Origin of the sequence: Lentzea sp. NPDC020367 (assembly GCF_044387305.1) — a bacterium.
In the GTDB taxonomy this organism is placed as follows: domain Bacteria; phylum Actinomycetota; class Actinomycetes; order Mycobacteriales; family Pseudonocardiaceae; genus Lentzea.
On sequence record NZ_JBIRVV010000006.1, the window covers coordinates 363474 to 386219 of the forward strand.

Below are 22746 nucleotides of genomic sequence, written 5' to 3' on the forward strand. Positions count from 1 at the left end.
TCAGATCAACGGATGCGGGAAACGTGAGACGGGGCCGGTGCCCGCGGCCTCGATGCGGTCGTGCCGCCAGCCGAACTCGTGCCGTTCGTCCATCCGCAGAGGCTGGTAGCCGGGCACCACCACCTTGACCGCACGCCAGCCCATCGCCTGGTGCGGCGCGGGCAGGCGTGGCGTGAGGTCGACGACGAGCGGTTCGCCGCCGTCCGCCCGCACCGCCGCCACCAGTTCCGCGGCGGAGTGCCGTGGCGAACTCGGGGGCCCCGGCGACGCGAACGGAAGGTCACGCAGGCGCCGGGCGAGCTCGGCGACCGCGCGGGGAGTCAGCCAGAGCCGGGCGCGATCGATGTCGTCCCGCACCACGGCGGGCGGCTCACCGCGGCCCCACTGGCCGCGCAGGACCGTCAGCATCTCGTGCACCTGCAACACCTCCTGCAACGCGATCAGCAGAGCGCGGTCCCACTCCTCGTGGGCTTTCGCGCCGCACGCCGCCAGATCCGGTCCTGCCACGGTCGCGAGCACGCAGTGCAGGCCGGGGAGAACCGGCAGCCGCACGAGACGTGGCCGAAGACCTGAGGCGCACGCCTTGCGATACAACGTGCTGACCCGGCGCCACTCGGGCGAGGGAGGTGCCAGCGCGATCTCGGCCTCGAGGTCGATCTCCGCCGAGAACGCGCCGGCCGCCCACGCGACCCCCACGGCATCGCGCTCGATCAGCTCCAGCAACGCACCCCGCACCGCGAACTCGAAGTCCGGGCCCGCCGCCGCGCCGGACGGTGACGGGTCGAACCACGTCGTGTCGGCGGGGTAGTCCACCAGCCCGGCCGGGACCCACACCGATGCACCGGAGTGCAGCCAGGTTCCCGCGTACCACCGCAACGCGGCATCAGCGGCGACCGGGTCGCCGAGGCCCGCCGCCGCGAAGTCCAGTGCGGCCGAGCCGAGCGACGACGCCGTTGCCGTGACCGTGCGCGGGCCCGGATCACGAGGGAACAGCGAGAACCGCTCGACGGCTTCACCCGCGGCCCTGGCGAGGGTGTCGGCACGACTGGTGCCGTAGGCGCCGACCAGGTGGAGCGGGTAGCCGCCGAGGTCGGTTCCCCGCGCCTCCAGCCCTCCGACGTCGACCGCGACACTCCACATCGGACTGTCCGCCGACGGCGGCCGCATGTGCCATCCCCTGGCGAGCCCGTTGGCGGGATCGAGGGTCTGGATCAGGTCGAACACGACGCGTACACCTCCTCGACGTCGGCGGCGGTCAGATCGGCGAGCATCGGCAGCCGGCCGCCCCACGAGCGCTCCGCCCTCCGGGACGCTTCGGCGCGCTGGTCCGCCGTCGCGTCGAGCGAGGACGCGAGATCCCACCTGTGCAGCAGGGAAAGCAGTCCGGACACCGGCGGGCCGTCGGCGATCCAGCTCCACGCCTCCGCCAGCCGTCCGGCATCGCCGTAGCGGCGGTCGCCGGCCATGATCCGGGTCCACACCGCGGGTACCACCGCGGCGGTCGCGATCATCTTGCGCACACAGAGCACGGTGGACAGTTCGTTGGCGAGGTACCAGTGCTTGGCGCCGTAGGTGTCCCTGCCGACGAGGGCCCAGCCGGTGTGCGTGGCCGCGCTGAGAGTGGCCGCGGTGAGGCGGACGCCGGGTCCGGCATCGCCGGCCGCCAGCCTGTCGCCGACGGCGACCAGTTGACGCACGAGCATCTCGGCTTCCGCGTCGGGCAGCCCACCGATCCACGGGCTGCCGACGAACGGGCCGACGACTCGCAACAACGCCTCCAGCACTCCTTCGCGCAACAGCGACGGCGGAAGGGTCTCGGTGAACGCCGGATCGAGCACCGCGGACTCCGGCGCGAGCGCGTTGCCGATGGCGAGCCTGCGGTGCCCTCCGATGCGCACGCAGGCGACCGGGCTGACCTCCGCGCCGGTGCCGATCGTGGTCGGCACGAACACCCGCCGGAAGGCCGGTGAGGTGTCCGGCAGGCCGACCACACCGGCGCGCTGCCCCCGTGCCTCCAGCACATCGGCGAAATCGGGGACGCAGGCCAGTTTCACCACGTCGAGCACGCCGCCACCGCCGACACCCACCAGGACGTCCGGCGCGTGCTCGGCGATCTGCGACGACAACGCCCGCACGGTGCCAAGATCGGTGCTGGTGGTGTCGAGCCGGATGGTGGGCGCGTCGAAGGAGAAGGACAGCCCGGAGTCCGTGACGATCAGCGGGCGCCGGCCCAGGTCCGCCAAACGCCATGCCCCCGCAGCCGCGTGCACCGTGGTGGGGCAGGCGCGCCGCAGCATCACCGCGCCACCTCGTCGAGCGCGGTCAGCAGAGCCGACTCCAGTTCGGCCAGCTCGTCGTCGCCGTAGGTCAGCGCGGGGACCAGCTGGACGCAGTCGGGTCCGGGTTGGACGATCACGCCCGCCTTCCGGGCGGCTTCCGTCACCTGTGCGGAAACGCCGGACCGCAGCGTGATCGCGCGGAAGCAGCCGCTGCCACGGTGTCCGCTCACGAGCGGATGTGCGGAGACCCGGTCCAACAGCGCATCCAGCTTCACGCTGTTGCGCGCCGCCGTCGCCACCGCGTCAAGCTCGTGCATCTGCTGGATGGTGGCCAGGATCGCGGCGCAGCTGCCAGGAGTGCCCGCCTGCGTCTCGCCGTGCACCAGCACGGCGTCCGCGCGTTCGAAGACCTCGCAGATCTCATGCGACACAACGACCGCCGACGCCGCGCAGGTGCCGTTCGTCAGCCCTTTGGACGTGATCAGCACGTCCGGCGCGATCGGCCAGCCCGACGAGGCGAAGTACCGGCCGGTGCGACCGAACCCCGTGGCGACCTCGTCGGCGACCAGGAGAAAGCCGTGCTCCTCGCGGAGTCCTGCCACCGCCGAGATGAAGCTCTCCGGCACCGGATGCGCGCCCGAACCGAGCACGGGTTCGAGCACCACGGCGGCGACGCGATGGCCTTCCCTCGCGAGCAAGGAGGTGAGCTCCGCCTCGTCGGTGAAGCCGACGTGGCGGACCGCGCGCTGGTCGACGCCGTAGATCTGCTGGCCGAGGTTCTCCCCGGTCAGGCTGAAGCTGCCATAGGTCAGGCCGTGATAGCTGCCCGTCAGTCCCACGACGACGCGACGGCGATCATCTCCGCGCACCGCGTGGAAATGGCGGACCATCTTCATCATCACGTCGTTCGCGGCGCCGCCGGACGTGGAGTACAACACTCGGCCGAAGCTCGGCCCGCACACGTCGAGCAACGCCTCGGCCGCCCGCACGGCGAGGTCGTGCCCGCCGCGGAACAACGTCAGGTACGAGGCGTTCGTCAGCGCCTCCGCGACCGCGTCGGCGATGTTCTTGTTGCCGTAGCCGAGGTTGCAGTTCCACAGGCCGCTCGTGGCGCACAACGCCCAGCTGCCGTCGGCGAACCGGACGCGCGTGCCTTCTGCCGCGACCGCCTGCCGGTCGGGCAGGCCGTACCGGCTCGGCGGGATCAAGGACTCCCACACGGGATGGCGGCTAGTCATCGGAACTCCTGCAGACCAGCTGCACCTGGACCTGTTCACCGTCCGGGCCGCGACGCTGCTCGACGACCGCGAATCCCGCCGCGGCGAGCTCGTCGGAGAGCGTGCCGGAGCTGACCAGCCGCACCTCACTCGTGTAGAGCGCGCGACCGTCCGCCGAGTCACGGAGCAGACTGGTCGTCCGGATGCCGCGACGGGGATCGAAGTGCTGCAGGAGCGTGATGACGGACTGCTCGTGAACGACCACTGTGGACCGTTCGGCCGGGCGGGTGAGAAGAGTGCCGGCGAAGTCCAGGACGCTGAGGTAGAAGTGGCCACCTGGAGCGAGATGTCCGCGCACGCACGCGAAGAGCCCGGCTCGCTGGTCCTCGTCGAGCAGACACACCGACGACGTGCCCAGCAGGACGGTCTCGAACGACCGCCCCAGATCGAACGCCGTCATGTCGCCTTCGGCGAGGATGACCGAGTGGTCCGCGGGCAGCCGATCGGCGAGCAGCTCCAGCAGCGTGGGCGAGTTGTCGAGTGCGACGACGTCGTGGCCTCGCGCGGCCAGCGGCAGGGTCAGCCTGCCCGACCCGCACGCCAGTTCCAGCACCGGCCCGCGGGCGAGCCGCAGCACGTCCCGGATCTCAGTCGGGTCGTGCCGGGCGATCGCGTCGTAGGCGGATGCGCCTTCCTCGCCGTACAAAGGTTGTGCCTGCAGGCCGTACAACGCGGCCAGCAGCCCGGCTGTGCCGGGAATCGTGTTCCCGCTCAAGATCTTCCCCCAGGACGTGCGGAACCCCCGCACCCATTCTCGAATCGTTGGCGCGCAAGCTCAATACCGCCTGCGGGCCGACTTCACCTACTGCGCTGGTTGTAGTTCTTCAACGAAAGTCGTGTCGCACGGATCCCAGCGAGAGCAGCAACAACTCCAGCTCACGCACCGCGACCTGGTCGCCCCGCTCGAATCCGACGCCACTGAGATTCAGCACGATCTCGTCCACTCCGGCTTCGCGGTAGGAATCGAGTCCGCTGACCAGTTCCGCGATGTCACCGTGCAGGAAGACGCCGTGGTCGACCAGCGCCCGCGCGCCCGATTCGGGATCGTCCGCACGCACTTGAACACCGGCTCTGCCGAGCATGTCGACGTAGTGCGGCGACTGCAGATGGTTTCTGCTGACGGCCAGTGCGAGCCTTGCCGGATCACGGCGCGGTTTGCGCTGGGCCAGGTGCACCACGGACACGACCCGGGGCACGGATCGGTTCGCGGCGCGTGCGGCGGCCCGGATCTCCGGCACCAGCACGTCCTTCAGATAGCTCGGCGGGCACAGCCAGGTGATCGCGACATCGGCGATCTCCCCGGCGAGCCGCGCCATGGCGGGACGCAGCACTCCCAGACCCAGGTCCACCCGCGGGTGATCGATCGGCGGCAGCGCGGTGGAAGCACCGTCCACAAAAGACCGGACTGCGGTCAGGTACTCGCGCGCCGCGGTCAGCGGGCTGCGATAGGCGGCCCCGAGCAACGCGCGTTGGAAGTCGGCCGAACCAGGGCCGTAGCCCGCCACCACCGGATGGCCGGTGAGCTGGGCGAGCGAGCGGGCCTGCGAGGCGGCTTCGAGTGGATGTCGCAACGGCATCAACGTGACGCTCGTGCCGACCGGTACCTGGACGCCGCGGCCCGCGAGATGGGCGAACAGCTGGTGCGGTTCGAGCGACAGGGACTGGCCGAGCCAGAGGCGGCAGTCGTCGGCGCGCCTCACCAGCTCACCGACCGGCAGCACCTGGTCGGCGCGCACCGGCATGAACGGCACGTGCACGGAGAAGGTCATGGCCGACCGACGTTCCGCGCGGGGTTGGCAGGATCGATGCCCGCGTCCAGAAACGCCCGCACGACGGCGGGTTCACTGCGTTCGTCCCCGTCCGCGGCGTCCAGCAGAGCCTGTGCGAGCACGGCACAGCGGTGCTGCCCGAAGCTCTGCCGGGACCTGCCCGGTCGTGCGTCCGACGGCTCCCACGCCGTGGCGACGCCACGCGCGAGACGTTCGGCGAAGACCGATGTCTCGTCGAGAACTCCGGGCAGATCGCGGACCGCGTCGGCGACCAGGGGAGCGGCGTCCGGCGACGGCAGGTACACCACGATCGCGTCGCGGCGCGGGTACTGCCGTGCCCTGGACAGCACCTTCGCCTGATAGGCGACGGCATTGGACTCCAAGGTCTGCAGCACGGAACGCCAGACGGCGACCGCATTGTCCTCATCGGACACGTGGACGTACACGCGCAGTGCGGCTTCGGACAGGTCGACGGTCCGGGAGCCGCTGACGAACAGGAAGCCCGGTGACAGGGCCGGTCGGGCAGGAGGCACGAGCAGGTCGACGAGCTCACCCACCGCGGGGATCCGCACCGCGGCAGAGGCAGGAAGGTGCACCAGCACGCCGTCCCACTCGACGAGCAGGGACTCTCCGGCCGAACGCAGCACTGCGCGAACCGGTGCCGCGGAATGCGGGACCGCCGCGGAGAGCGCCTGCTCCAGCCACCGGTCGCGCTTCGCCAGCGCCAGTGCGACGTTCCGGTCGGCCAGCCCCGCGTGCAGGTGCGCGTAAAGCCATTCGGTGAGTCGCGCGACGAGATGCGGCCGGGTGTCCGCCTCGAGCTCGACGCCGTTCACGGTCGCTGTCCCCGCCCGGGTGCGGACCTGGGGGAGCGCCTCGGCCAGCCGGGCGGCTAGCACGGCTCAAGCCCGAGAACTGAGGTGAAATCGTTGTGGCGCAGCAGAATCGTGCGTGCCATGCGGAACAAGGTGAGAGCGGTGCCGTCCAGGCCGGTTCGAGGCTGAGCGTCGATGAGCATCCGCTCGAGCAGGTGCCACGCCACGTACAACGGTGCGCGGGCGGCGACGTCGGGGGCGAGATCCGGTTGGACCGCGCGGTAGGCGCACCAGAACGCCGCGACCCCGGGACGCGCCTGTCTCCAGGGCGGGCGATCAGGTGCCAGTACGACCGTCGGCGGCGGAAGAAGCCGACCGGCGGCTCGCGTGCGTTCTCCCAACAGGTCGACGATGGCGTGGTACAGCCATTCGCCGACGAACCCGCCGACGTCGCGGGCGGGATCGGCGAGCTGGTACATCTCCCAGTCGGTGAGGTACAGCCGATCCCCCGACACCAGGAACTGGTCGAGCCGGACATCGCCGTGCACGGGGACCTTCACCGTGTTCACGGCGTCGTCCTCGAGCCGGCCCAGCGCGTCTGTGATCACGCCGTCCTGCTGCACCAGCCGCCAGGCTTCGAGCTGGCCGAGGCTGGAGTCGTAGAACAACTCCTCGGTGAGCCCGAGTAGGGGATTCTCCTGCGGCAGTGGTGGAAGCGACGGTTCAAGCTCGGCGAGGCGTGTCGACCCGGCTGAGTGAAGCGCTCCGAGCGCGGCGCCGGCCTCGGCCGCGAGCGCGTGGCCGAAGTCCTTGGCAGCCATGACTTCCTGGCCGCTGCGCGGCTCCGGCAGCCCGTCGAAGACCTGCACCCCGACGCGTTCGTCCAGCCCGATCAGCGTCGCGGTGCGCAGCGGTGCCGGATGCGGCGTGAGGTAGAAGGCCTCGGTGCGCCGGAATCCGTTGGTGATCTCGGCTTCGGTACCCACGAGCTGTTTGACGAACACGCGTCTGCCGCACGCGGTGTCACCGAGCCAGTTGTTGTTCCGCCCGCTCATCGTGGTGGCGGCGGACCAGTCGAGGTCACCGAGACCGAGTGCGCGCAGAACGGTGTCTATCCGGCTGGACTCGGTCACACCCGGCATGAGGAAGGCTCCTCCGGAGTCAGTCCCCGTTCGCCTGGCGACGCTTCACGTTGCGGAGCAGGAAGAACGAGACGGTGAAAATACCCAGAATCGCCACCACGAGGAGGGTGATTCGCAGCCACTCCGCCGACACGGCGGAGGAGACCGGAATCAATGCGATCGCGACGACCAGGAACGCAACAAGTGCGCCGTTGTTCGCCTCGGAATTGTTGTTCGCCATGGTGGCAGCATAGTGCAGAACTGCCGGGTGCCTGGATTGGTTTCATGTTGTGTCTCCGCACACAAGCACCCGGCCGCGACCTTCTACGTGATCGTCATCGCGCCGATGACGAGCGCGCTGACACCCGCGCCGGCACCCACGCCGGCGAGGAAATCACCGACGTCCGGCGTCGCCACGACCTCGAGCTCGACGTAACTCAGGTCCGGGCCCCGCAGGGCCATCTCGGAGACCGAGAGGTCGAGAACCTTGGCTTCCTTCACGTTCACCCCCAATTCACGTTGTCGCAGGTCCAACCCGAAATTCACCGGATCAGGTGACGGCGACGGCGATCGCCGAGAAGGCGATCGCCAGGCTCACCGCTCCGCCGAGAGAGGCGTCACACGCCTTCGGGTCCATGCCGGCCTGCGAGCAGCCGCTCATGCCGACCATGTCCTCGAGCTCGGTGACCGAAAGGTCCAGAGTGATGTCGTTCATCATTTTCACCTCCCCCCGAAGGTGCGCGCCGAAAATGGAGGCGACTTTGGTGTCGGCGGGCGGCTCTGAGCACGCCTCGCCGAATCACGCTTCCCCCAAGCGAGATGAACCCTGACATCCGGCCGCAGCCGAACGCAATACTGCGCTGGTTGTACTTCTCCATTACGGCGTTGGTAGGACGTGGCGGAGCAGAGGCCACAGGTAACGTCGAAAGCAGTTTTCGGGGAGTTTCGCGTGTTCTGGGGGATTCAGATGACGGACGCTCGCGCCGCGTTCACCGCGGTGGTGCAGCTGGTCAGCGGCACAACGGTGACAGGTGGCTTCGGCAGGGTGGTGCTGGTGGAATCCGCCACGCACGAGGACAAGGCCGTGGAGCTGGGCGGAGCCGGCGGGCTCGTGTTCAGCCCCGGCGCCGGGGAGGCGGCCGTCCGGTACGAAGGAGGACTGGTCGAGCCGGGAGACGAGTTCCTGGTGGGGGACGACCTCTTCGTGCACACGCAGGACTACCTGGCGACGCCGTTCCTCGCGGTCGCGGGCCCGACCGTGGTGCGGGTCGGGGGTGAACAGGACTACGAGGCGTTCCTGCAGGACGCCGATCTGGCCAGGAGCAAAGGGGTGTTCGTCGAGCAGCTGACCACTCCCGGCGTGTTCCTCGCCGACCAGTGCGCCCTGGGCACGACCCACCCCTGTGTCGGTGCGAACCGCCTGCACGTGTCGGCGTCCGGTGAGGTGCGGACCGCGCCCGGTGGCGAGGTGCTGGGCTCGATCGAGTCCGATGTGGACTTCTCGCGACCCGATGCCGGTGGAGACGTGTGCCTGAACGCCGTGGTGGACGCGAACGTCATCGAGGACGCACGTGCCGCTCGTCCGTGGTTGTCCCGCTACCTGCGAGTGCTCGCCGTGCTGCGAGGTCTGCGTGCCGAGGGACGGACGGGGCTGAGGGTGTCCGGGTTCGGAGGCCGCTTCACCCCGGCGTTGCCCGCGGACCTCGTCGAGGACGTCGACGCGCCGATCCTGGTCTGGAGCGACGACGAGCAGCTCGTCTGCGACACCACGCAGGACCGCGTGTTCCAGGTCGGCGGGGACGCGGCCAGGATCGTCGAACTTCTGCTGGTCTCGGCCGGCACCGAGCACGCGGCCGAGCTGGCATCCGTCCACATGGGACTGGACCCTCTCGTGGCGGAGGCCGCCGTGCGGGAGGTGGTGGCCGCGTTCGAGGGCACCCCGGTTCAGTCGGCGGTGCGCGCCGGGATCACCAGCCCCGCTTCGTAGGCGGCGGCGACCACCTGGGCGCGCGAGGTCAGGCCGAGTTTGGTCATCACCCGGTTGACGTGCGTCTTCACCGTGGTCGCGGACAGGAACAGCTTGTCCGCGATCTCGTTGTTGGCCAGGCCGCGCGCGACCAGGACCATGATCTCGTTCTCGCGTTTGGTGAGCTCGTCGAGCAACACCGTGCGCACTGGGGCGGAGGTGAACTCGCGGATGAGCCGCTTGGTCACGGTCGGCGCGAGCAGCGCCTCGCCGGCCGCGATCACCCGCACGGCCGCGACCAGGTCCTCGGGATCGGTGTCCTTGAGCAGGAACCCGGACGCGCCCGCCCGCAGCGCCGAGTAGACGTACTCGTCGAGGTCGAAGGTCGTGAGGATGAGTACCGCCACCTCGCCGCCGAACGCCTCGGTGATCCGCCGCGTCGCCTCGATGCCGTCGGTCTGCGGCATGCGGATGTCCATCAGCACGACGTCCGGCCGGTGTGCGGTGGCCGCGGCGACGGCGGACACACCGTCCGCGGCCTCGGCGACGACCTCGATGTCCGGCTGCGCCCGCAGGAACGCCGCGAACCCGGCGCGCACCATGGCCTGGTCGTCCGCGACCACCACCTTGATGCTCACGCCGCCAGCTCCCTCGGCAGAGTCGCGACCATCCGGAACCCGCCTCCCGGGACGGGCCCCGCGTTGAGCGTCCCTCCGCAGACGACGGCGCGTTCCCGCATTCCGACGAGTCCGTGGCCGTGCTCGCCACCCGGCGGCTGTACAGCGTCGTTGAACACCTCGACGCTCATGTGGTCGTCCAGATAGCGCAGGCGCACCTGTACCTCGGCGTTGCCGGCGTGCTTCAGGACGTTCGTGAGCGCCTCCTGGATGATCCGGTAGACGGTCAGCTCACGCCCGGCGGTGAGGGGATACGGCGCACCTTCGGTGTGCACGGTGAGCGACATCCCGACATCTCGCATCGTCTGGAAGAGGTCGTCGAGCTGGCCGAGCGTCGGCTGCGGCCGCAGCTCGGCATCCATTCCCTCCGGCGTGCGCAACGCGCCGAGCAGGTGTCGCATCTCGGACAACGCGTCCTTGCTCGCCGTCTCGATGACCCGCAGCGCCGTGCGAGCATGCGCCACGTCGTCGGGCATGGCCCGTGCGACACCGGCCTGCACCGAGATCACCCCCAGACTGTGCGTCACGATGTCGTGCAGCTCACGGGCGATCCGGTTCCGCTCCAGGAGCGCGGCTTCCTCCTTGAGCTGCTCGCGCGCTTGTTCGAGCTGGCTCACGACCTCACGCAGCTGAAGCGCCCGCTGCCGGTTGCGGCGCGTCACCGTGCCCAGCCCGATCGATCCGCTCAGCAGCACCACGTCCAGCACCGCCACCGCGGGGTGGAAGCCGGGGTTGGCGACGTAACTCGTCACGGCGGCCACCGACGTCAGCACGGCAGCCACCACGGTGTGAATCGGCGCCGAGTTCGCCGCGATCGTGTACAGGGCGACCTGGAGCGCCAGCCCCACACCACCGCTCGGATAACCACCCAGCACCAGCGTCAACGCGGCCACCAGCACGACGAGGAAGACCGTCCGCGTCCACCGCCGACGACCCAGCAACGGCACGATCCCGGCGACACCCACCGCCGCCGCACCCCACGCCGGCAGCCATCCGGAAGACCCGTCGCTGAGCTCACGCACCACGAGAAGGTGCAGCGCGAGCAGCGCGACCACGATCACCGAGTCGATGGCCAGCGCACGTTTGACGGTCACACCGAGTGAGTATTCCAGCGAGATTGCCCCGGTGCCCGCCGAATGCCGCCGGCACTCCCCGTTCGCCGCTGTCGCTCTCACCACAGTGGACGTTCGTGTGACGGCCGTTTCTTCTCGTTCTGGGAGCGCGGCAAGGTCGAAGGAGCTGTTCCGCTCCTGCGGCCCGGTGCTGGCGAGTGCTCAAGGTGTCAGGGCGGTCGATTCCCAGCCTGTGTTTCGGCGATGACGAGTAGCCGGGCGTAGTGGCGCAAAGAGCCGTGAGAAACCCTCTGGGTACACGTCGCAAGTAGGCGATTCTTCCCGTCGTGGAAAGACTTTGAGGCTGTATCGCCGATCGCAGAACTCCCTGCAGACCTGGATGGCGGCGCGTGATGTGGTTGCCCGCGCGATGTCGGACCGTGGTCGTCAAGGAGAGTGCACAGATGGTTCAGAGGCGGCCTGCTGTGGTGATCCGCACCGCGACTGAAGCGGAGTACAGGGCGGTCCGTCATCAGATTCCAGCATTGTTGACGATCAAGGGTCGGACGGTCTGCTTTGGACAGTAGGAACACCGCTCAGGTGGGACACTGCTGACAAGGTCGTGGTCCCGTCCCCGCTCGTCAAATCGCCGAACGGCTGCTGGAGGACGAGTGGACGGAGCACATCGCCTCCCTCGCCCTCCTGCACCCCGATTTGCCCGAGCGCGTCCACAACCTCGTCCTCAACCTGACCGAGTTCCGCTAGCATCTTGTAATTCTGTTTGCTTTACGTTGCGTGATTGGTGTGCAAGCCCGACTCCTGGCTCTGCTCGAGATAGATCCGACCAGACCAAGGTGATCAACAGCCACGTGCGGAAGACGGATCTAGATGATCGTCGCGATCCACCAGGCTGATCAGGATCCGGTCCGCCAACTGAGCCTGGACGCGGAGAGCGGCACGATCGGCCGGACGGGGCCGTCGCCGACCTGCTGCCAGCGAATGACCCGAAAACTTCGAAGCTGTTCACGCTCTGACGCGCGAGCGCAGGACGGGCTCAGCGCTCGCGCGTCAGACAACGGTGCGTCGCGACGATCAGGTCTGGCACTGAGCGGTCACGGCGCCGGTCCAGTTGCTCCAAGCGCCTCCCGCGGGCCTGACGTGGATGCGGATCTCGGCCTTGGCGTTCCGCAGGCCGCAGACGCGACTCACGCTGGCGACTTCAATGGGGCCGACGGCGCCACGGGCGGGGACGCTGGTGCGTCCATTGCCCATTTTGGACCAGTCGCCGCCCTCGACGATGCGGAAGAACGCTTCGTACTCGACCGTGGCGGCGTGAGCGCTGGTGTTCCTCAGCTTGACGTGGGCCTTGATCTCGCGCATGGGGACCCGCCCCTCGTTGAACTTGTCGGCGCTGATGCAGCCGTTGGCGCCGATGGCCACGCTGGAGACGGAGCCACCGCAGGCGATGGCGGTGGCGTTGGCGCCGACGGCAGGAAGCAGCATGGCGAGCGCAGTGGCTGCGAACAGAGCCGTGGTGCGAATCAATCGCATGAGAGAAAGTCCATTCGACGGATGAGATCGTTGTGGTCTGCCCTCGCAGGCGGACAAGAGGGACTCTCGTGGAGGCGTTGCCCAGATCTCGCCCAGATCTCGTAATCGCTCGGGCACACTGAGTGAGTGAAGTTCTTGGTGCTGGGCCCGCTGGAAGCCCAGGTCGGTGGGGAGCCTCGAGCGCTGGGAGGGCCCCGGCAGCGTGCCGTGCTCGCGGCACTGCTCCTGCGCGCGAACGAGGTCGTGACGTTCGAGTACCTGACCGAAGCCGTGTGGGACAGGCCGCCGGCCCGGCCGGAAGGAAACCTGCGGACGTACGTGAGCGGTCTGCGCAGGCAGTTGCAGGTTGGGGCCGACCGGCTGGTGACAAGGCCAGGCGGCTATCTGCTGCGAGTGGAGGAGCCCGAGCTCGACCTGTTGTCGTTCGAGAGGCTCGCCCAAGCGGCCCGCGGCGCTGACGAGCCGCGAACGGTGGTGGAAGCCCTCGGTCAGGCACTGCGGATGTGGCGCGGCCGCCCTTTCGAGGGGCTTGCCGCGGGACCCGTGCTCGCTGCTGAGGCCGCGGGACTGGAAGAGCGGTATCACGGTCTGCTCGCCGACTACGTGGCAGCGCGGTTCAGTTTGGGCGAGCATGCCGAGGTCGTTCCGGAGCTGCGCAGGCTCACGGCGATGTTTCCGCTGCGAGAGCAGCTGTGGAGTGACTTGCTCACGGCCCTGCACCGGTCAGGCCGTCGTGCGGACGCACTCGCCGCGTACCAGGAAGCCCGAGTCCTGCTGGACCAGGAGTTGGGCGTCTCGCCCGGCGAGCAGCTGGTTCAGGCGCATGCGGACGTGCTCGCCGACCTCGGTGCGGAGGACGAGGCGGAAGCTCAGGTCCGGCCCGTGCCAGTAGCTCAACTGCCAGCGGCGCTGCCCAGGTTCACCGGCCGCGGTGAGGTGCTCGGCGCATTGGACGACCTGCTGCCGGAGGTGAGCAAGACCGCAGTCGTCGCCGCTCTGGCCGGTACCGCGGGAGTGGGGAAGACGACGGCCGCCGTGCACTGGGCACATCGGGTCCGCTTCCGTTTCCCCGACGGCCAGCTGTACCTCAACCTGCGTGGTCACGGCGGCGGCCAGCCGCTCACGCCGGAGCTCGCGCTCGCCGCGTTGCTGGTAGCGCTCGGAGTGGACAAGAGCCGCGTGCCGGCCGATGCCGCTGACGCCGCCGCGCTGTACCGCTCACTGCTGGCGGACCGCCAGGTCCTCGTGCTCCTGGACAACGCGGTGACGGCCGACCAGGTCCGTCCCCTGCTGCCGGGCACACCGGGCTGCCTGACGATGGTTACCAGCCGCAACCGGTTGGACGGACTGGTGGCCCGTGACGGTGCGCGGCTGTTCGTCCTCGACCTCCTGAGCCCTGTCGAGGCACGGGAAGTTCTGGAGCACCTCCTGGGCAAGCGGCGGACGGCCGCGGAGCCGGGGGCCACGGGTCAGCTGGCTGAGCTGTGCGCCCGGCTCCCGCTGGCGCTGCGCATCGCGGGGGCGAACCTCGCGGGCAGGCCCGGCTGGTCGATCGAGGACTACGTCACCGAGCTCCGCACGGGTGATCGGCTGACCGAACTCGAGGCGCAGGGCGACCCGGACATGGCGGTGCGCACCGCGATCGACCTGTCGTGCCAGAGCCTCGGGCAGGAAGCCAGCAGGCTCTTCCGCCTGCTGGGGCTGATCCCGGGGCCGGACGTGACGGTGGCCGCCGCGGCCGCGCTGGCCGGCCTTGATCAGGTCGCCACCCGGCGCGCTTTGCGCTCGCTCGCCTCCGCGCATCTCGTGGAAGAGCACACGCCCGGCCGGTTCACCTTCCACGACCTGCTTCGTCTAGCTGCATCGCAACGGTGCGCGGCTGACGAACGGGCGGTGGCACAGCACCGTCTTCTGCTCTTCTACGCGATGGCGGCACGGGCAGCGATGGAGGCGATCGTTCCTCGTGCCTACCGGCCGCTGCTCGCCGTGGAGTGCGAGCTCCCGGTGTTCGCCGACAGCGCGACGGCGACCAGGTGGCTGGACGACGAGATCTCGTGCCTGATGCCCGCGGCCCACTTGGCGGGAGCCCTCGGCGAGCCCGTCATCGGGTCGCTCCTCGTGCACGTGGTCGGACAGGTCCTGGACCGGCACGGCGACGTGGTCAATGCGTTCGACTTCGCCGAAGCCGCGCTGTCCTGGACGAGACGCACGGACAACTTCTCCGGGCAGATCCACGCGCTGTGGTCGCTCAGTTCCGCTCTCTGCCTGGTCGGCGAGTTCGGCCGGGCGGAGGCACGGATGGAGGAAGCCCGTCAGATCGTCGAGCGAGAGGGGATCGCCGATCTGGGCAGCATGGTGTTCAACCACCTCGGCCGCATCTGCGCGCCGGTGGGGAAGGTGCGCGAGGCGGTCGACCACTACCGCATGGCGGTCAAGTGCGCCCAGGAAGTCGGACACTCGCTGGTGGTTCCGATCAATCTCGTGTGCGAGGGCGACATGCTGTGGGAACTGGGCGAGCTGATGGAAGCACACCGCTTGCAGACCGAGGCGATGCGTCTGGCCGAGGAGGTAGGAGATCGCAACGCCGAACTGGCCGGCCTGAGCCTGCGCGGCCGGACCTGCCGGACGCTCGGCTGGTACGACGAGGCCATCGAGCACTTCACGGCCGGCCAGGAGCTGTGCCGCGAACTGAACGAGCCGACCCTGCACGGCACCATTTTGAACCAGCTTGCGTGCACCTATCGCGATATGGGCGACTACCCGGCCGCGGTGCGCACCGCGACCGAGGGTCTGGCGGTCGGGATCAAGCTCGGCGCACTCAACGGGCAGTCGTCGAGCCATCACGTGCTGGGCAGTACCTACCGGCTGCAGGGCAGGCACTCCGAAGCGCTGGCCGAGCTGCAGCTCGCGTTGTCGTTCGCGCTGAAGGCCGCGAACAAGCGGACTCGTGGAGAAGCCCTCGTCTCGTTGGCCGAACTGCACATCGACCTGGAACAGCCCGAGCTCGCGATCGAGTTCGCCACGCAAGCGCGGGACCTGAGCCGTACGAGCGGTCATCGCCTGATCGAAGCGGAAAGCCTCCGGGTGCTCGCGGAGGCTTTCCTGGCCCAGCGACGGCCGGTCGAAGCCGCCGCGTTCGCGGATCGGGCTCATGACCTGCACCTGTTGTCCGAATACCGGCTCGGCCTCGACCGGGTGCGGAGCGTGCGTGACCGGCTGGCCGTGCCGTCGACGACCTGAACATGCTGGACCCGATGCGGTTCCGGGTGATGTTCTGGGCCGGTGACCGTTGAGGACGTGCTCGAAAGTCCTCGCGACCGCTCGCGCAGCCGGCCTGATCGGTCGAGTCGGTCTTGTCCTGACTGCTTTGCGAACGGCTTCGGACCGCCCGGACAGTCTGGACCGCTACCCGGTCGAACTCGTCAGGACACTGCGCTGCTGCGAACCGCTGTTGCGCGCCGGTGGACACGTCGTTGTCGTCGCGCGGCTTCAGCGGCAGCTGGACAGTTCACTTGCAGACCTGACCACTCAGCTCATCGCGGCAGGCGCCGCAGCAGGGCTGACACCGGTAGACCGGTGCGTCGCGCTGACCGCGGAGTTGCGTGGTGGTCGCGTGATCACGCGAGCCTCGCTCGCGGAGCGCCGTGCGGCTTGCGTCGACGCGTCGCGAGCCTTGCTCTCGGCCCATCACGAAGTGCTCGTCTTCCAACTTGTCCACGACGCCGAACTCGCTGCCGTGGCAGTCGGTGGTGTCGAAGTCTTCGACTCGAGGCAGGCAGCACGACCACACGCCTCTGCACTCGGTGCGTCTGACTCTTCGTCAGGCGAGCGCATTTGTGACGAGCCACCATCGTCATCACAAGGCACCGCGTGGGATGAAGTTTGCCATCGGGGTTCGCGCGGAAGGCCGACTGGTTGGCGTGGCGACGGTAGGTCGTCCCGTGGCCCGGCATCTCGACGACGGATGGACGATCGAAGTCACGCGCACCTATACCACCGGGACCCGCAACGCCAACTCCATGCTCTACGCGGCAGCTTGGCGAGCAGCTCGCTCCATGGGGTATCGGCGACTGATCACCTACACACAATCCGGCAAGAGCGGGGCAAGTCTTCGTGCTGCCGGCCTTCGAGCTGTGGCGGTGCTGCGGCCGCGCCCTGGCTGGGATTCGCCAGGCCGTCGGCGTCAATCGCACGGTGTCGACAACGTAGGTAGAACTCGTTGGGAGATATACCCGTCTGCGGCACAGTCCAATGGCGATGAAGTGCCGCAGGGCGCCTGAGTCATGCCAACGGGTGCTTTCCTGCGCATCGCAGCTGGTTTCGGTGGTGCAGCTGGCAAAGCGTCGTAATTGATGTTGACCCAATCAAGGCATACGACCTGGCAGTCCCAAAGTGCCGGCCTTTCGGGCCGTGCTTTCGTGTGCCCAGATTCAGTCTGGAGAGTCTCGTGATTGATGATCATGGTCCTGCTCTCGTGTCCGTTCCAGAAGCCGCCCGGTTGCTCGGCATCAGTCGGGCATCGGCCTATCGGTACGCCGACTCGGGTGTGCTGCCCGGTGTCCGCCGGCTGGGGCGCAGGGTGTACGTCGTTCGCGCTCGACTTCAGCGGACGTCGAAGACCTGGACCGCGACGCCGAGGCAGTGACTGGTCTGTTCCTGCCATCCTCGGCGAGAGGGCTGATCTGACGTGAAAAAACGCCGATCTGCTACCACTTCTGCTACCGAAGACCCCAAAACGGGGTTCTCACGGTATGCAAAAAACCTGAAAGCCTCTGACCTTCGCAGGTCAGAGGCTTTCAGGTTGTATGGGCGATACTGGGATCGAACCAGTGACCTATTCGGTGTGAACGGATCCTGTCGAGTGTCAGGCCATTGCGCGGGTCTCAGTACTTGTGTCGTGACTTGCGCGAACCGTCTTGTTGGGTCTTCTGCCATCGCTGGCGTCTCGCTAGCAACGAAGCGTCCCAGCTACCGGATTTACTACCAGACTGGGCTTAGCGCTGTTCGAGACCGCGTGTCGATTGGCCTGGTGGCTTCTGCGGAGTTCGTGTCGTAACTTGCCGAGGTGCTGATGGCCGGACACCCTTGTGGCTCGAAAATGCAGCCCTGACGGTCGCGGCATTGGGCACCTGTGAAAATCCTGTCAGAAGGAAATTTATGGCGGTGTTCCAGAGTTCGCAACGAGTATTTGAGTTCGACGCATGCGCGATGAGAGGAATTTAGAACTCGGCGCCTCTGGTGGTGTGAGATGCGTCGTCGGTCCGCTTAACTTGCGTGGATGTAGTTTTCGGCACGCACAGGGTCACCGCAGCGAGTAAAATTCCAATCCGCATTGAAACACTACTCTTCACCACATCAGCCGATGCTGCTATCTGTCGTTCGACGGCAAGATACGGGTATGCGCTCGCACGTCCCAACAGTGACCGTGCTCGGCATTCGGGTGGTTTGCCTGCCCAGGAACCAGGTGCTCACCGTAGTCGGCGAGCTCATCGACTCGCCGGGCCCGTCGTTGCTGGCCTATACAAACGCCCACTCGCTCAACGTGGCCAGTGTCAACCTCGCCTACCGGCGAGTTCTGGACAGCGCGGCGCTCGTGCTGAACGACGGGTCCGGGCTGGCGATCGCTGCGAAGGTGCAGGGGAAATGCTTTCCGGACAACCTCAATGGCACCGACCTCACCCCGAGGATCCTGGAGCTGGCAGCGGAGCGTGACGCACCGGTGTTCTTTCTCGGTGGGGAACCGGGGATCGCGGAGGCGGCTGCGAAAAATCTCACCACACGGATCCCCCGGCTCCGGGTTGCAGGCTGTCGGCACGGGTTCTTCGGCCGCGTCGAGGAGGCCGGGATCCTGCGCCAGATCAAGGAAAGCGGCACGAAAGTACTCATTGTGGCGATGGGCAACCCGAAGCAGGAGTTGTGGCTGGACCAGCACCTCGGTGCCACCGGGGCATACCTGGGGGTCGCGGTCGGCGCGTTCCTGGACTTCGCCGCGGGCAAGGTCTCCCGCGCTCCCGAGTGGATGCGGAAGGTGGGAGTCGAGTGGGTGTACCGGCTGCTGCTGGAGCCGAAGCGGCTGTTCCGCCGGTACGTGCTGGGCAACCTGCTGTTCCTCGGGCGGATCGCCGTTGAACGGATCTTCACCCGACGGTGACTCGTGGCTGGTCGCAGTGCTGCGCCGACTCCGACTGCTGGTCAGCCAGGACACGGTGCTGCGATGGCATCGTGACCTGTGGAAGCGTCGCCACGCCCAGGCGAGCCGGCGTCGAAGGTCCGGGCGTCCGCGCACCGTGGCACCGGTCCGCCGTCTTGTCTTGCGTCTGGCGGCCGAGAACTCCTCGTGGGGCACCGGCGCATCCACGGAGAACTCGCCCTCCTTGGTGTCAGGGTCGCTCCTTCGACCGTGTGGGAGATCCTCAACGCTGCCGGCGTCGACCCGGCGCCACACAGAGCGACCGACCGTGACCTGGGCCGAGTTTCTGCGCTCCTAGGCCGAGGTGGTCCTGCCCGCCTACGGCGCCATGAAGCGCGATTTCAACAGCCTCACCGAGAGCGCCGCCGTTACGTGGCGAAGGAGGGCATCAGGGGCTACGGCATTACCCCGGCGGCACCGCGATGGCGATGATCGGTCAGTGGGAGGCTGAGACCCCCGGCGTCATCGCGCACGACAACGCCTCGAGTCCGCTCGGCAGGATGGCCGAACTGCGCGAGGTGACCGAGGTGGCGGCCTGGCTGCTCAGCGACAGCGCATCGATGGTGAACGGGGCGATCATGCCCGTGGACGGGGGAGCGGGCGCGTAGCGTTGTGCGCCGTGAACGATCGTGCGGACGTGCCGGACCGGGTCCTGGACGAGGTGCGGGCCATCTGCGCCGCGCTGCCGGAGACCACCGAGCAAGCGGCGTGGGTGGGCATGCGGTGGAGCATCCGCAACCGCAGCTTCGTGCACGTCTTCACGGCGTATCCCGGTGAGACCGGGGCGTACAGCCGGGCCGCCGAACTCACCGAACCAACAGTGATCATGACGTTCCGCGCGCAGTCCGAGGAGTTCGACGCCTTGGCCGGAGCCGGGGAGCCGTTCTTCCGGGCGGCGTGGGGCAAGGACGTGGTCGGGCTGAAGGTGCTGCCGGACGTGGACTGGGACGAGGTGCGGGAGTTGCTGACTGAGAGCTACCGGGTGCTGGCGCCGGCGAAGCTCGTGAAGCTGCTCGGTTGAGCGGTCAGGGCTCGCGGGTGCTGGGGACGGCGGTCCACGTCCGCTCGTGGCGATTGGCGGTGATCTCGGCGAATGCCTGGTTCACGGCGGCGGCGGACGGTTGCTTGCGCGGGTGGTTCCTGGTCAACAGGGCGGACATCGCGGAGGCGAGCGACTTGAACGCCACGTATTCCTTGGATCTGTCGGACGTCCAGGGAATGGTCTCATTCGCCCGGATGTGGCGGCGCAGCGACTTGAACGCCTGCCGCAGCCCGCCCAGTACCGCGATGTCGTCCTGATCGAGGACACGTTCCCCGGTCAGCTTGGCGAGCAGTGACTCGAACTGGCCCTCTGCCGCGGTCGCACGGAGCAGACACGTCCACTTGGCGTCCTGCGGTGGTGCGAACCCGGCGGGGAAGTCGCTCATCAGCGCGTTCCAGGTCTTCCAGATCGACACCGCCTCGCCGTGGAGCCGCTGGAAGTCGCTCGCGGCGGCGAGGTCGAGCTCACGAGTCTTCTTGACCCGGTCCCAGCGGTCGGTGACCCGGGTCGTCACCAACCAACCGCCGGACAGCGTGATCATCACCGTCACGAGCGGCACCACCAGGGGAATCCAGACCGGCATGGCCGCCTCTCGTCCGACTGCCTCTGACGAACGTCGTGGCGACGGGCGGGGTCGTTACGACCCGGACGAGCACGCGCAATTCGTTTTGGCGCGGGTGATCGTTCCCGTTAGGCGCACGGAATCTCTGTGGCGTGGCTGCGCGCGACCCTGGGTGAGGGCGTGCTGCGGCACCGCTACGACGAGCCCCAGGTCCTCACGGCCAAGCAGGGGCCGCTGGGCGGTGGGTCTCAGCTCCGGGGCCGACAACCGGACCGTGCTGGAGTGGGCGCCCGAAGTCGTTGCGACTGCACGTGAAACTGGCCTTGTCCTTGATCCGAACGGGTAGGTCGCTCCCGCTGCGGTCCTCGTCGCCGCGACCGAGGACGACTGAGGCCGCTGAGCTCGGTGCGCGCTTGGGCTGCAACGCCTCCGTTCTCGTGGAGGACGGCGGCGTTGGGCTGTACTGCCGCAAAGCGCACCTGGGCCGAGATCGCGGCTTCAGGCGGCTCCCGGACTCAGGAGCGAGGCAGCATGCCTGCAAGAGACGTGATGACCGCGAGCCGCAGGGCTGATCGAAGGTCGATGCGGTGGACCGCCAGCGCTGGTTCGGCCTCGTAGACGGCCAGCAGACTCGGTGGGGGAGGCATGTACGCGGACAGAGCGCCTGCCATCAGCAGGAGGTTCAGGCAGAAGTGCTCCACGTGGTCACCGATTTCGGGCAGGTACCTCTGGAGCAGGTCCGTCATCACCTTGAGATTGCTCAGTGAGGCCTGCTTGTGGCGACGGGCCACCTCGACCGAGACGTTGTGCTCCAGAACCCCGCCCTGCGCGCCGTAGAGATCGCAGAGCACTTTCCGGGATGCTAGTGAGCGGCTGAGCACGTCGGCCGTCTGCTCGGCCCGTTCCATTGTGGACAAACCCAGGTCGACGCCGGCGGACAGCTCCTGCTCCAGTTCGGTGAGCCAACTCGCCGTCCGGTCGTTCAGCAGGTCGAGCAGCACCGCCTCGCGGGACTCGAAGTAGCGCACCACCGCGGTCTTCGCCAAACCGACCCGCCGACTCAGTTCGTTCAGCGTCACCTCCGCCACCGGCATCTCGTCGAGCATCGCCGAGGTCGTCTCCAGGATCGCCTGTCGCCTGAGCTCACGCTGCTCGTCGGTGCGCGCCCGCTGGAACGTCATGTCCTCGACTTTAGCTTAGGTACCGCCGGTCCCTTGACAAGGTACCGGCGGTACCTTAGCGTTTCGAGCGTAAGTTACCGACGGTACTTTAGGAGACTGGGATGAACTGGGACGAGCAGCAGATCCCGCGCCAGAGCGGCCGGGTGGCAGTGATCACCGGCGCCAACACCGGACTGGGCTTCGAGACTGCTCGACAGCTCGCCGAACGCGGGGCATCGGTCGTGCTTGCCGTGCGTGACACGGAGAAGGGCAAGCAGGCCGCGGCGAGGATCGACGGCGACGTCTCCGTGCAGGAACTGGACCTGACCTCTTTGGACTCTGTGCGCACGGCCGCGGTAGACCTGCGTGCAGCCCATCCGCAGATCGACCTGCTGATCAACAACGCTGGAGTGATGCACACCCCGAAGCAGATCACCCACGACGGCTTCGAGCTGCAGTTCGGCACCAACCACCTCGGCCACTTCGCGCTCACCGGACTGCTGCTGGACAAGATGCTGCCTGTGCCTCGCTCCCGCGTGGTGACGGTCAGCAGCACCGGTCACCGCATTCGCGCCGCCATCCACTTCGACGACTTGCAGTGGGAGCGTTCCTACAGCCGGATCGCCGCCTACGGGCAGGCCAAGCTCGCCAACCTGATGTTCACCTATGAGCTGCAGCGCAGGCTCGTCCCTCACGGCACCACTGTCGCGGTGGCCGCGCACCCCGGCGTCTCCAACACAGAACTTGCCCGCAACATCCCGCCGGTTGCCCGCGAATTGGTCAACTGGCTCGCGCCGGTGATCACACAGCCTGCGGCGGCGGGCGCGCTTCCGTCCCTGCGGGCCGCCACTGACCCTTCTGTCCTTGGCGGGCAGTACTACGGACCGGGCGGGCGGGGCGAGAGGCGTGGCAACCCGAAGCTGGTCGCCTCCAGTCCTGCCTCTTACGACTTGGCTGTGCAGCAACGCCTCTGGGAACTCTCAGAAGACCTCACGGGCGTGCGGTTTCCCGTGGGGCGAGCGGATATCGCTATGGCGTGACCTGCGTCGATGAGACACCTTGGCCTACCAGCGAGTCACGCACGGGTTGGCCACGCGGTGCCTCGTGGCCAACCCGCACAAGTCAGAGCGAGGCTTCCTGGCCGAAAAACAGTTCCGAATGGACGGTCTGTCCGCGACGGGAACGCAGGTGGACGGATGACGGGTCCACCCGGAACGGTGGCGTTCGCTCGTCGAGCAAGTGCCCGGTGTGATCGAGCAGTGGCGCGACAAGAATCCTTTGCACG

23 protein-coding genes are annotated in these 22746 nt (G+C 68.0%); 8 read left to right on the forward strand and 15 right to left on the reverse strand.

The annotated features are described in order from the left end of the window. From ACH413_RS26825 to ACH413_RS26870, 10 genes are all read right to left on the reverse strand, one after another. On the reverse strand, positions 1 to 1224 hold the full coding sequence (locus ACH413_RS26825) for a YcaO-like family protein (RefSeq protein WP_360031717.1): 1224 nt from the start codon (positions 1222 to 1224) through the stop codon (positions 1 to 3). Then, entirely contained in the window at positions 1212 to 2297 is a 1086-nt protein-coding gene (gene mpaC, locus ACH413_RS26830) for a daptide-type RiPP biosynthesis dehydogenase (protein ID WP_360032520.1), read from the reverse strand. Before mpaC ends, ACH413_RS26825 begins: the two co-directional genes overlap by 13 nt. After that, on the reverse strand, positions 2297 to 3517 hold the full coding sequence (mpaD, locus tag ACH413_RS26835; protein ID WP_360031715.1) for a daptide-type RiPP biosynthesis aminotransferase: 1221 nt from the start codon (positions 3515 to 3517) through the stop codon (positions 2297 to 2299). Before mpaD ends, mpaC begins: the two co-directional genes overlap by 1 nt. Beyond that, complete coding sequence (mpaM, locus tag ACH413_RS26840; protein ID WP_360031713.1) at positions 3510 to 4271, reverse strand: daptide-type RiPP biosynthesis methyltransferase; 762 nt, start codon at positions 4269 to 4271, stop codon at positions 3510 to 3512. The genes mpaD and mpaM overlap by 8 nt, the downstream gene beginning before the upstream one ends. A gap of 109 nt (positions 4272 to 4380) precedes the next feature. Continuing rightward, complete coding sequence (locus tag ACH413_RS26845; RefSeq protein WP_360031711.1) at positions 4381 to 5325, reverse strand: LLM class flavin-dependent oxidoreductase; 945 nt, start codon at positions 5323 to 5325, stop codon at positions 4381 to 4383. After that, positions 5322 to 6161 carry a T3SS effector HopA1 family protein gene (locus tag ACH413_RS26850; protein WP_360031709.1) on the reverse strand — a complete coding sequence of 280 codons (840 nt, stop codon included), beginning with the start codon at positions 6159 to 6161 and terminating at the stop codon, positions 5322 to 5324. Before ACH413_RS26850 ends, ACH413_RS26845 begins: the two co-directional genes overlap by 4 nt. A gap of 56 nt (positions 6162 to 6217) precedes the next feature. Beyond that, the gene (lxmK, locus tag ACH413_RS26855) at positions 6218 to 7282 is read right to left on the reverse strand and encodes a class V lanthionine synthetase subunit LxmK (protein ID WP_360031707.1); all 1065 of its coding nucleotides are present in this window, start codon (positions 7280 to 7282) and stop codon (positions 6218 to 6220) included. Positions 7283 to 7301: 19 nt separating this feature from the next. After that, a complete protein-coding gene (locus tag ACH413_RS26860) occupies positions 7302 to 7502 on the reverse strand; it encodes a hypothetical protein (protein ID WP_360031706.1) in 201 nt (66 codons plus the stop codon). Between the two features lie 83 nt (positions 7503 to 7585). Further along, positions 7586 to 7768 carry a hypothetical protein gene (locus ACH413_RS26865; RefSeq protein WP_360031704.1) on the reverse strand — a complete coding sequence of 61 codons (183 nt, stop codon included), beginning with the start codon at positions 7766 to 7768 and terminating at the stop codon, positions 7586 to 7588. Between the two features lie 43 nt (positions 7769 to 7811). Further along, a complete protein-coding gene (locus tag ACH413_RS26870) occupies positions 7812 to 7976 on the reverse strand; it encodes a hypothetical protein (protein ID WP_319979041.1) in 165 nt (54 codons plus the stop codon). Positions 7977 to 8228: 252 nt separating this feature from the next. On the opposite strand from ACH413_RS26870, the gene mpaB reads away from it, so the two are divergent. Beyond that, entirely contained in the window at positions 8229 to 9248 is a 1020-nt protein-coding gene (mpaB, locus tag ACH413_RS26875; protein ID WP_360031702.1) for a daptide biosynthesis RiPP recognition protein, read from the forward strand. On the opposite strand, the gene ACH413_RS26880 is transcribed toward mpaB, so the two are convergent. From ACH413_RS26880 to ACH413_RS26890, 3 genes are all read right to left on the reverse strand, one after another. Beyond that, complete coding sequence (locus ACH413_RS26880) at positions 9206 to 9865, reverse strand: response regulator transcription factor (RefSeq protein ID WP_360031700.1); 660 nt, start codon at positions 9863 to 9865, stop codon at positions 9206 to 9208. The genes mpaB and ACH413_RS26880 overlap by 43 nt on opposite strands. Next, positions 9862 to 10998 carry a sensor histidine kinase gene (locus ACH413_RS26885; RefSeq protein WP_360031699.1) on the reverse strand — a complete coding sequence of 379 codons (1137 nt, stop codon included), beginning with the start codon at positions 10996 to 10998 and terminating at the stop codon, positions 9862 to 9864. The genes ACH413_RS26880 and ACH413_RS26885 overlap by 4 nt, the downstream gene beginning before the upstream one ends. A 1050-nt stretch (positions 10999 to 12048) precedes the next feature. Further along, positions 12049 to 12507: a hypothetical protein gene (locus ACH413_RS26890; protein ID WP_360031697.1), complete on the reverse strand. Its 459-nt coding sequence runs from the start codon at positions 12505 to 12507 to the stop codon at positions 12049 to 12051. 126 nt (positions 12508 to 12633) lie between these two features. Here ACH413_RS26890 and ACH413_RS26895 point away from each other — a divergent pair, with 126 nt between their 5' ends. From ACH413_RS26895 to ACH413_RS26920, 6 genes are all read left to right on the forward strand, one after another. Further along, entirely contained in the window at positions 12634 to 15747 is a 3114-nt protein-coding gene (locus ACH413_RS26895; protein ID WP_360031695.1) for a BTAD domain-containing putative transcriptional regulator, read from the forward strand. A gap of 596 nt (positions 15748 to 16343) precedes the next feature. Beyond that, positions 16344 to 16787 (forward strand): XF1762 family protein, encoded by a 444-nt coding sequence (locus ACH413_RS26900; RefSeq protein WP_396425306.1) that lies wholly within the window; start codon positions 16344 to 16346, stop codon positions 16785 to 16787. Positions 16788 to 16981: 194 nt separating this feature from the next. Then, positions 16982 to 17152, forward strand: a complete 171-nt coding sequence (locus ACH413_RS26905; protein WP_360031691.1) for a helix-turn-helix domain-containing protein — start codon at positions 16982 to 16984, stop codon at positions 17150 to 17152. Positions 17153 to 17926: 774 nt separating this feature from the next. Continuing rightward, a complete protein-coding gene (locus ACH413_RS26910) occupies positions 17927 to 18658 on the forward strand; it encodes a WecB/TagA/CpsF family glycosyltransferase (RefSeq protein WP_360031689.1) in 732 nt (243 codons plus the stop codon). Positions 18659 to 19125: 467 nt separating this feature from the next. After that, on the forward strand, positions 19126 to 19305 hold the full coding sequence (locus ACH413_RS26915) for an SDR family oxidoreductase (protein WP_360031687.1): 180 nt from the start codon (positions 19126 to 19128) through the stop codon (positions 19303 to 19305). A gap of 11 nt (positions 19306 to 19316) precedes the next feature. Then, complete coding sequence (locus ACH413_RS26920) at positions 19317 to 19718, forward strand: MmcQ/YjbR family DNA-binding protein (protein ID WP_360031685.1); 402 nt, start codon at positions 19317 to 19319, stop codon at positions 19716 to 19718. Between the two features lie 4 nt (positions 19719 to 19722). Here the strand turns inward: ACH413_RS26920 and ACH413_RS26925 are convergent, their stop codons facing one another. Together ACH413_RS26925 and ACH413_RS26930 are read right to left on the reverse strand one after the other, a co-directional pair. After that, on the reverse strand, positions 19723 to 20322 hold the full coding sequence (locus tag ACH413_RS26925) for a hypothetical protein (RefSeq protein WP_360031683.1): 600 nt from the start codon (positions 20320 to 20322) through the stop codon (positions 19723 to 19725). 494 nt (positions 20323 to 20816) lie between these two features. Next, on the reverse strand, positions 20817 to 21482 hold the full coding sequence (locus ACH413_RS26930) for a TetR family transcriptional regulator (protein ID WP_360031681.1): 666 nt from the start codon (positions 21480 to 21482) through the stop codon (positions 20817 to 20819). 101 nt (positions 21483 to 21583) lie between these two features. On the opposite strand from ACH413_RS26930, the gene ACH413_RS26935 reads away from it, so the two are divergent. After that, complete coding sequence (locus ACH413_RS26935; protein ID WP_360031679.1) at positions 21584 to 22501, forward strand: SDR family NAD(P)-dependent oxidoreductase; 918 nt, start codon at positions 21584 to 21586, stop codon at positions 22499 to 22501. Positions 22502 to 22746: the final 245 nt, after the last annotated feature.

Coding starts and splice junctions, on each gene's coding strand:
- mpaC (WP_360032520.1), bottom strand. CDS start 2,297: ATGCTGCGGCGCGCCTGCCCCACCACGGTGCACGCGGCTGCGGGGGCA.
- mpaD (WP_360031715.1), bottom strand. CDS start 3,517: ATGACTAGCCGCCATCCCGTGTGGGAGTCCTTGATCCCGCCGAGCCGG.
- ACH413_RS26845 (WP_360031711.1), bottom strand. CDS start 5,325: ATGACCTTCTCCGTGCACGTGCCGTTCATGCCGGTGCGCGCCGACCAG.
- lxmK (WP_360031707.1), bottom strand. CDS start 7,282: ATGCCGGGTGTGACCGAGTCCAGCCGGATAGACACCGTTCTGCGCGCA.
- ACH413_RS26860 (WP_360031706.1), bottom strand. CDS start 7,502: ATGGCGAACAACAATTCCGAGGCGAACAACGGCGCACTTGTTGCGTTC.
- ACH413_RS26870 (WP_319979041.1), bottom strand. CDS start 7,976: ATGAACGACATCACTCTGGACCTTTCGGTCACCGAGCTCGAGGACATG.
- mpaB (WP_360031702.1), top strand. CDS start 8,229: ATGACGGACGCTCGCGCCGCGTTCACCGCGGTGGTGCAGCTGGTCAGC.
- ACH413_RS26890 (WP_360031697.1), bottom strand. CDS start 12,507: ATGCGATTGATTCGCACCACGGCTCTGTTCGCAGCCACTGCGCTCGCC.
- ACH413_RS26915 (WP_360031687.1), top strand. CDS start 19,126: ATGATCGGTCAGTGGGAGGCTGAGACCCCCGGCGTCATCGCGCACGAC.
- ACH413_RS26925 (WP_360031683.1), bottom strand. CDS start 20,322: ATGCCGGTCTGGATTCCCCTGGTGGTGCCGCTCGTGACGGTGATGATC.
- ACH413_RS26930 (WP_360031681.1), bottom strand. CDS start 21,482: ATGACGTTCCAGCGGGCGCGCACCGACGAGCAGCGTGAGCTCAGGCGA.
- ACH413_RS26935 (WP_360031679.1), top strand. CDS start 21,584: ATGAACTGGGACGAGCAGCAGATCCCGCGCCAGAGCGGCCGGGTGGCA.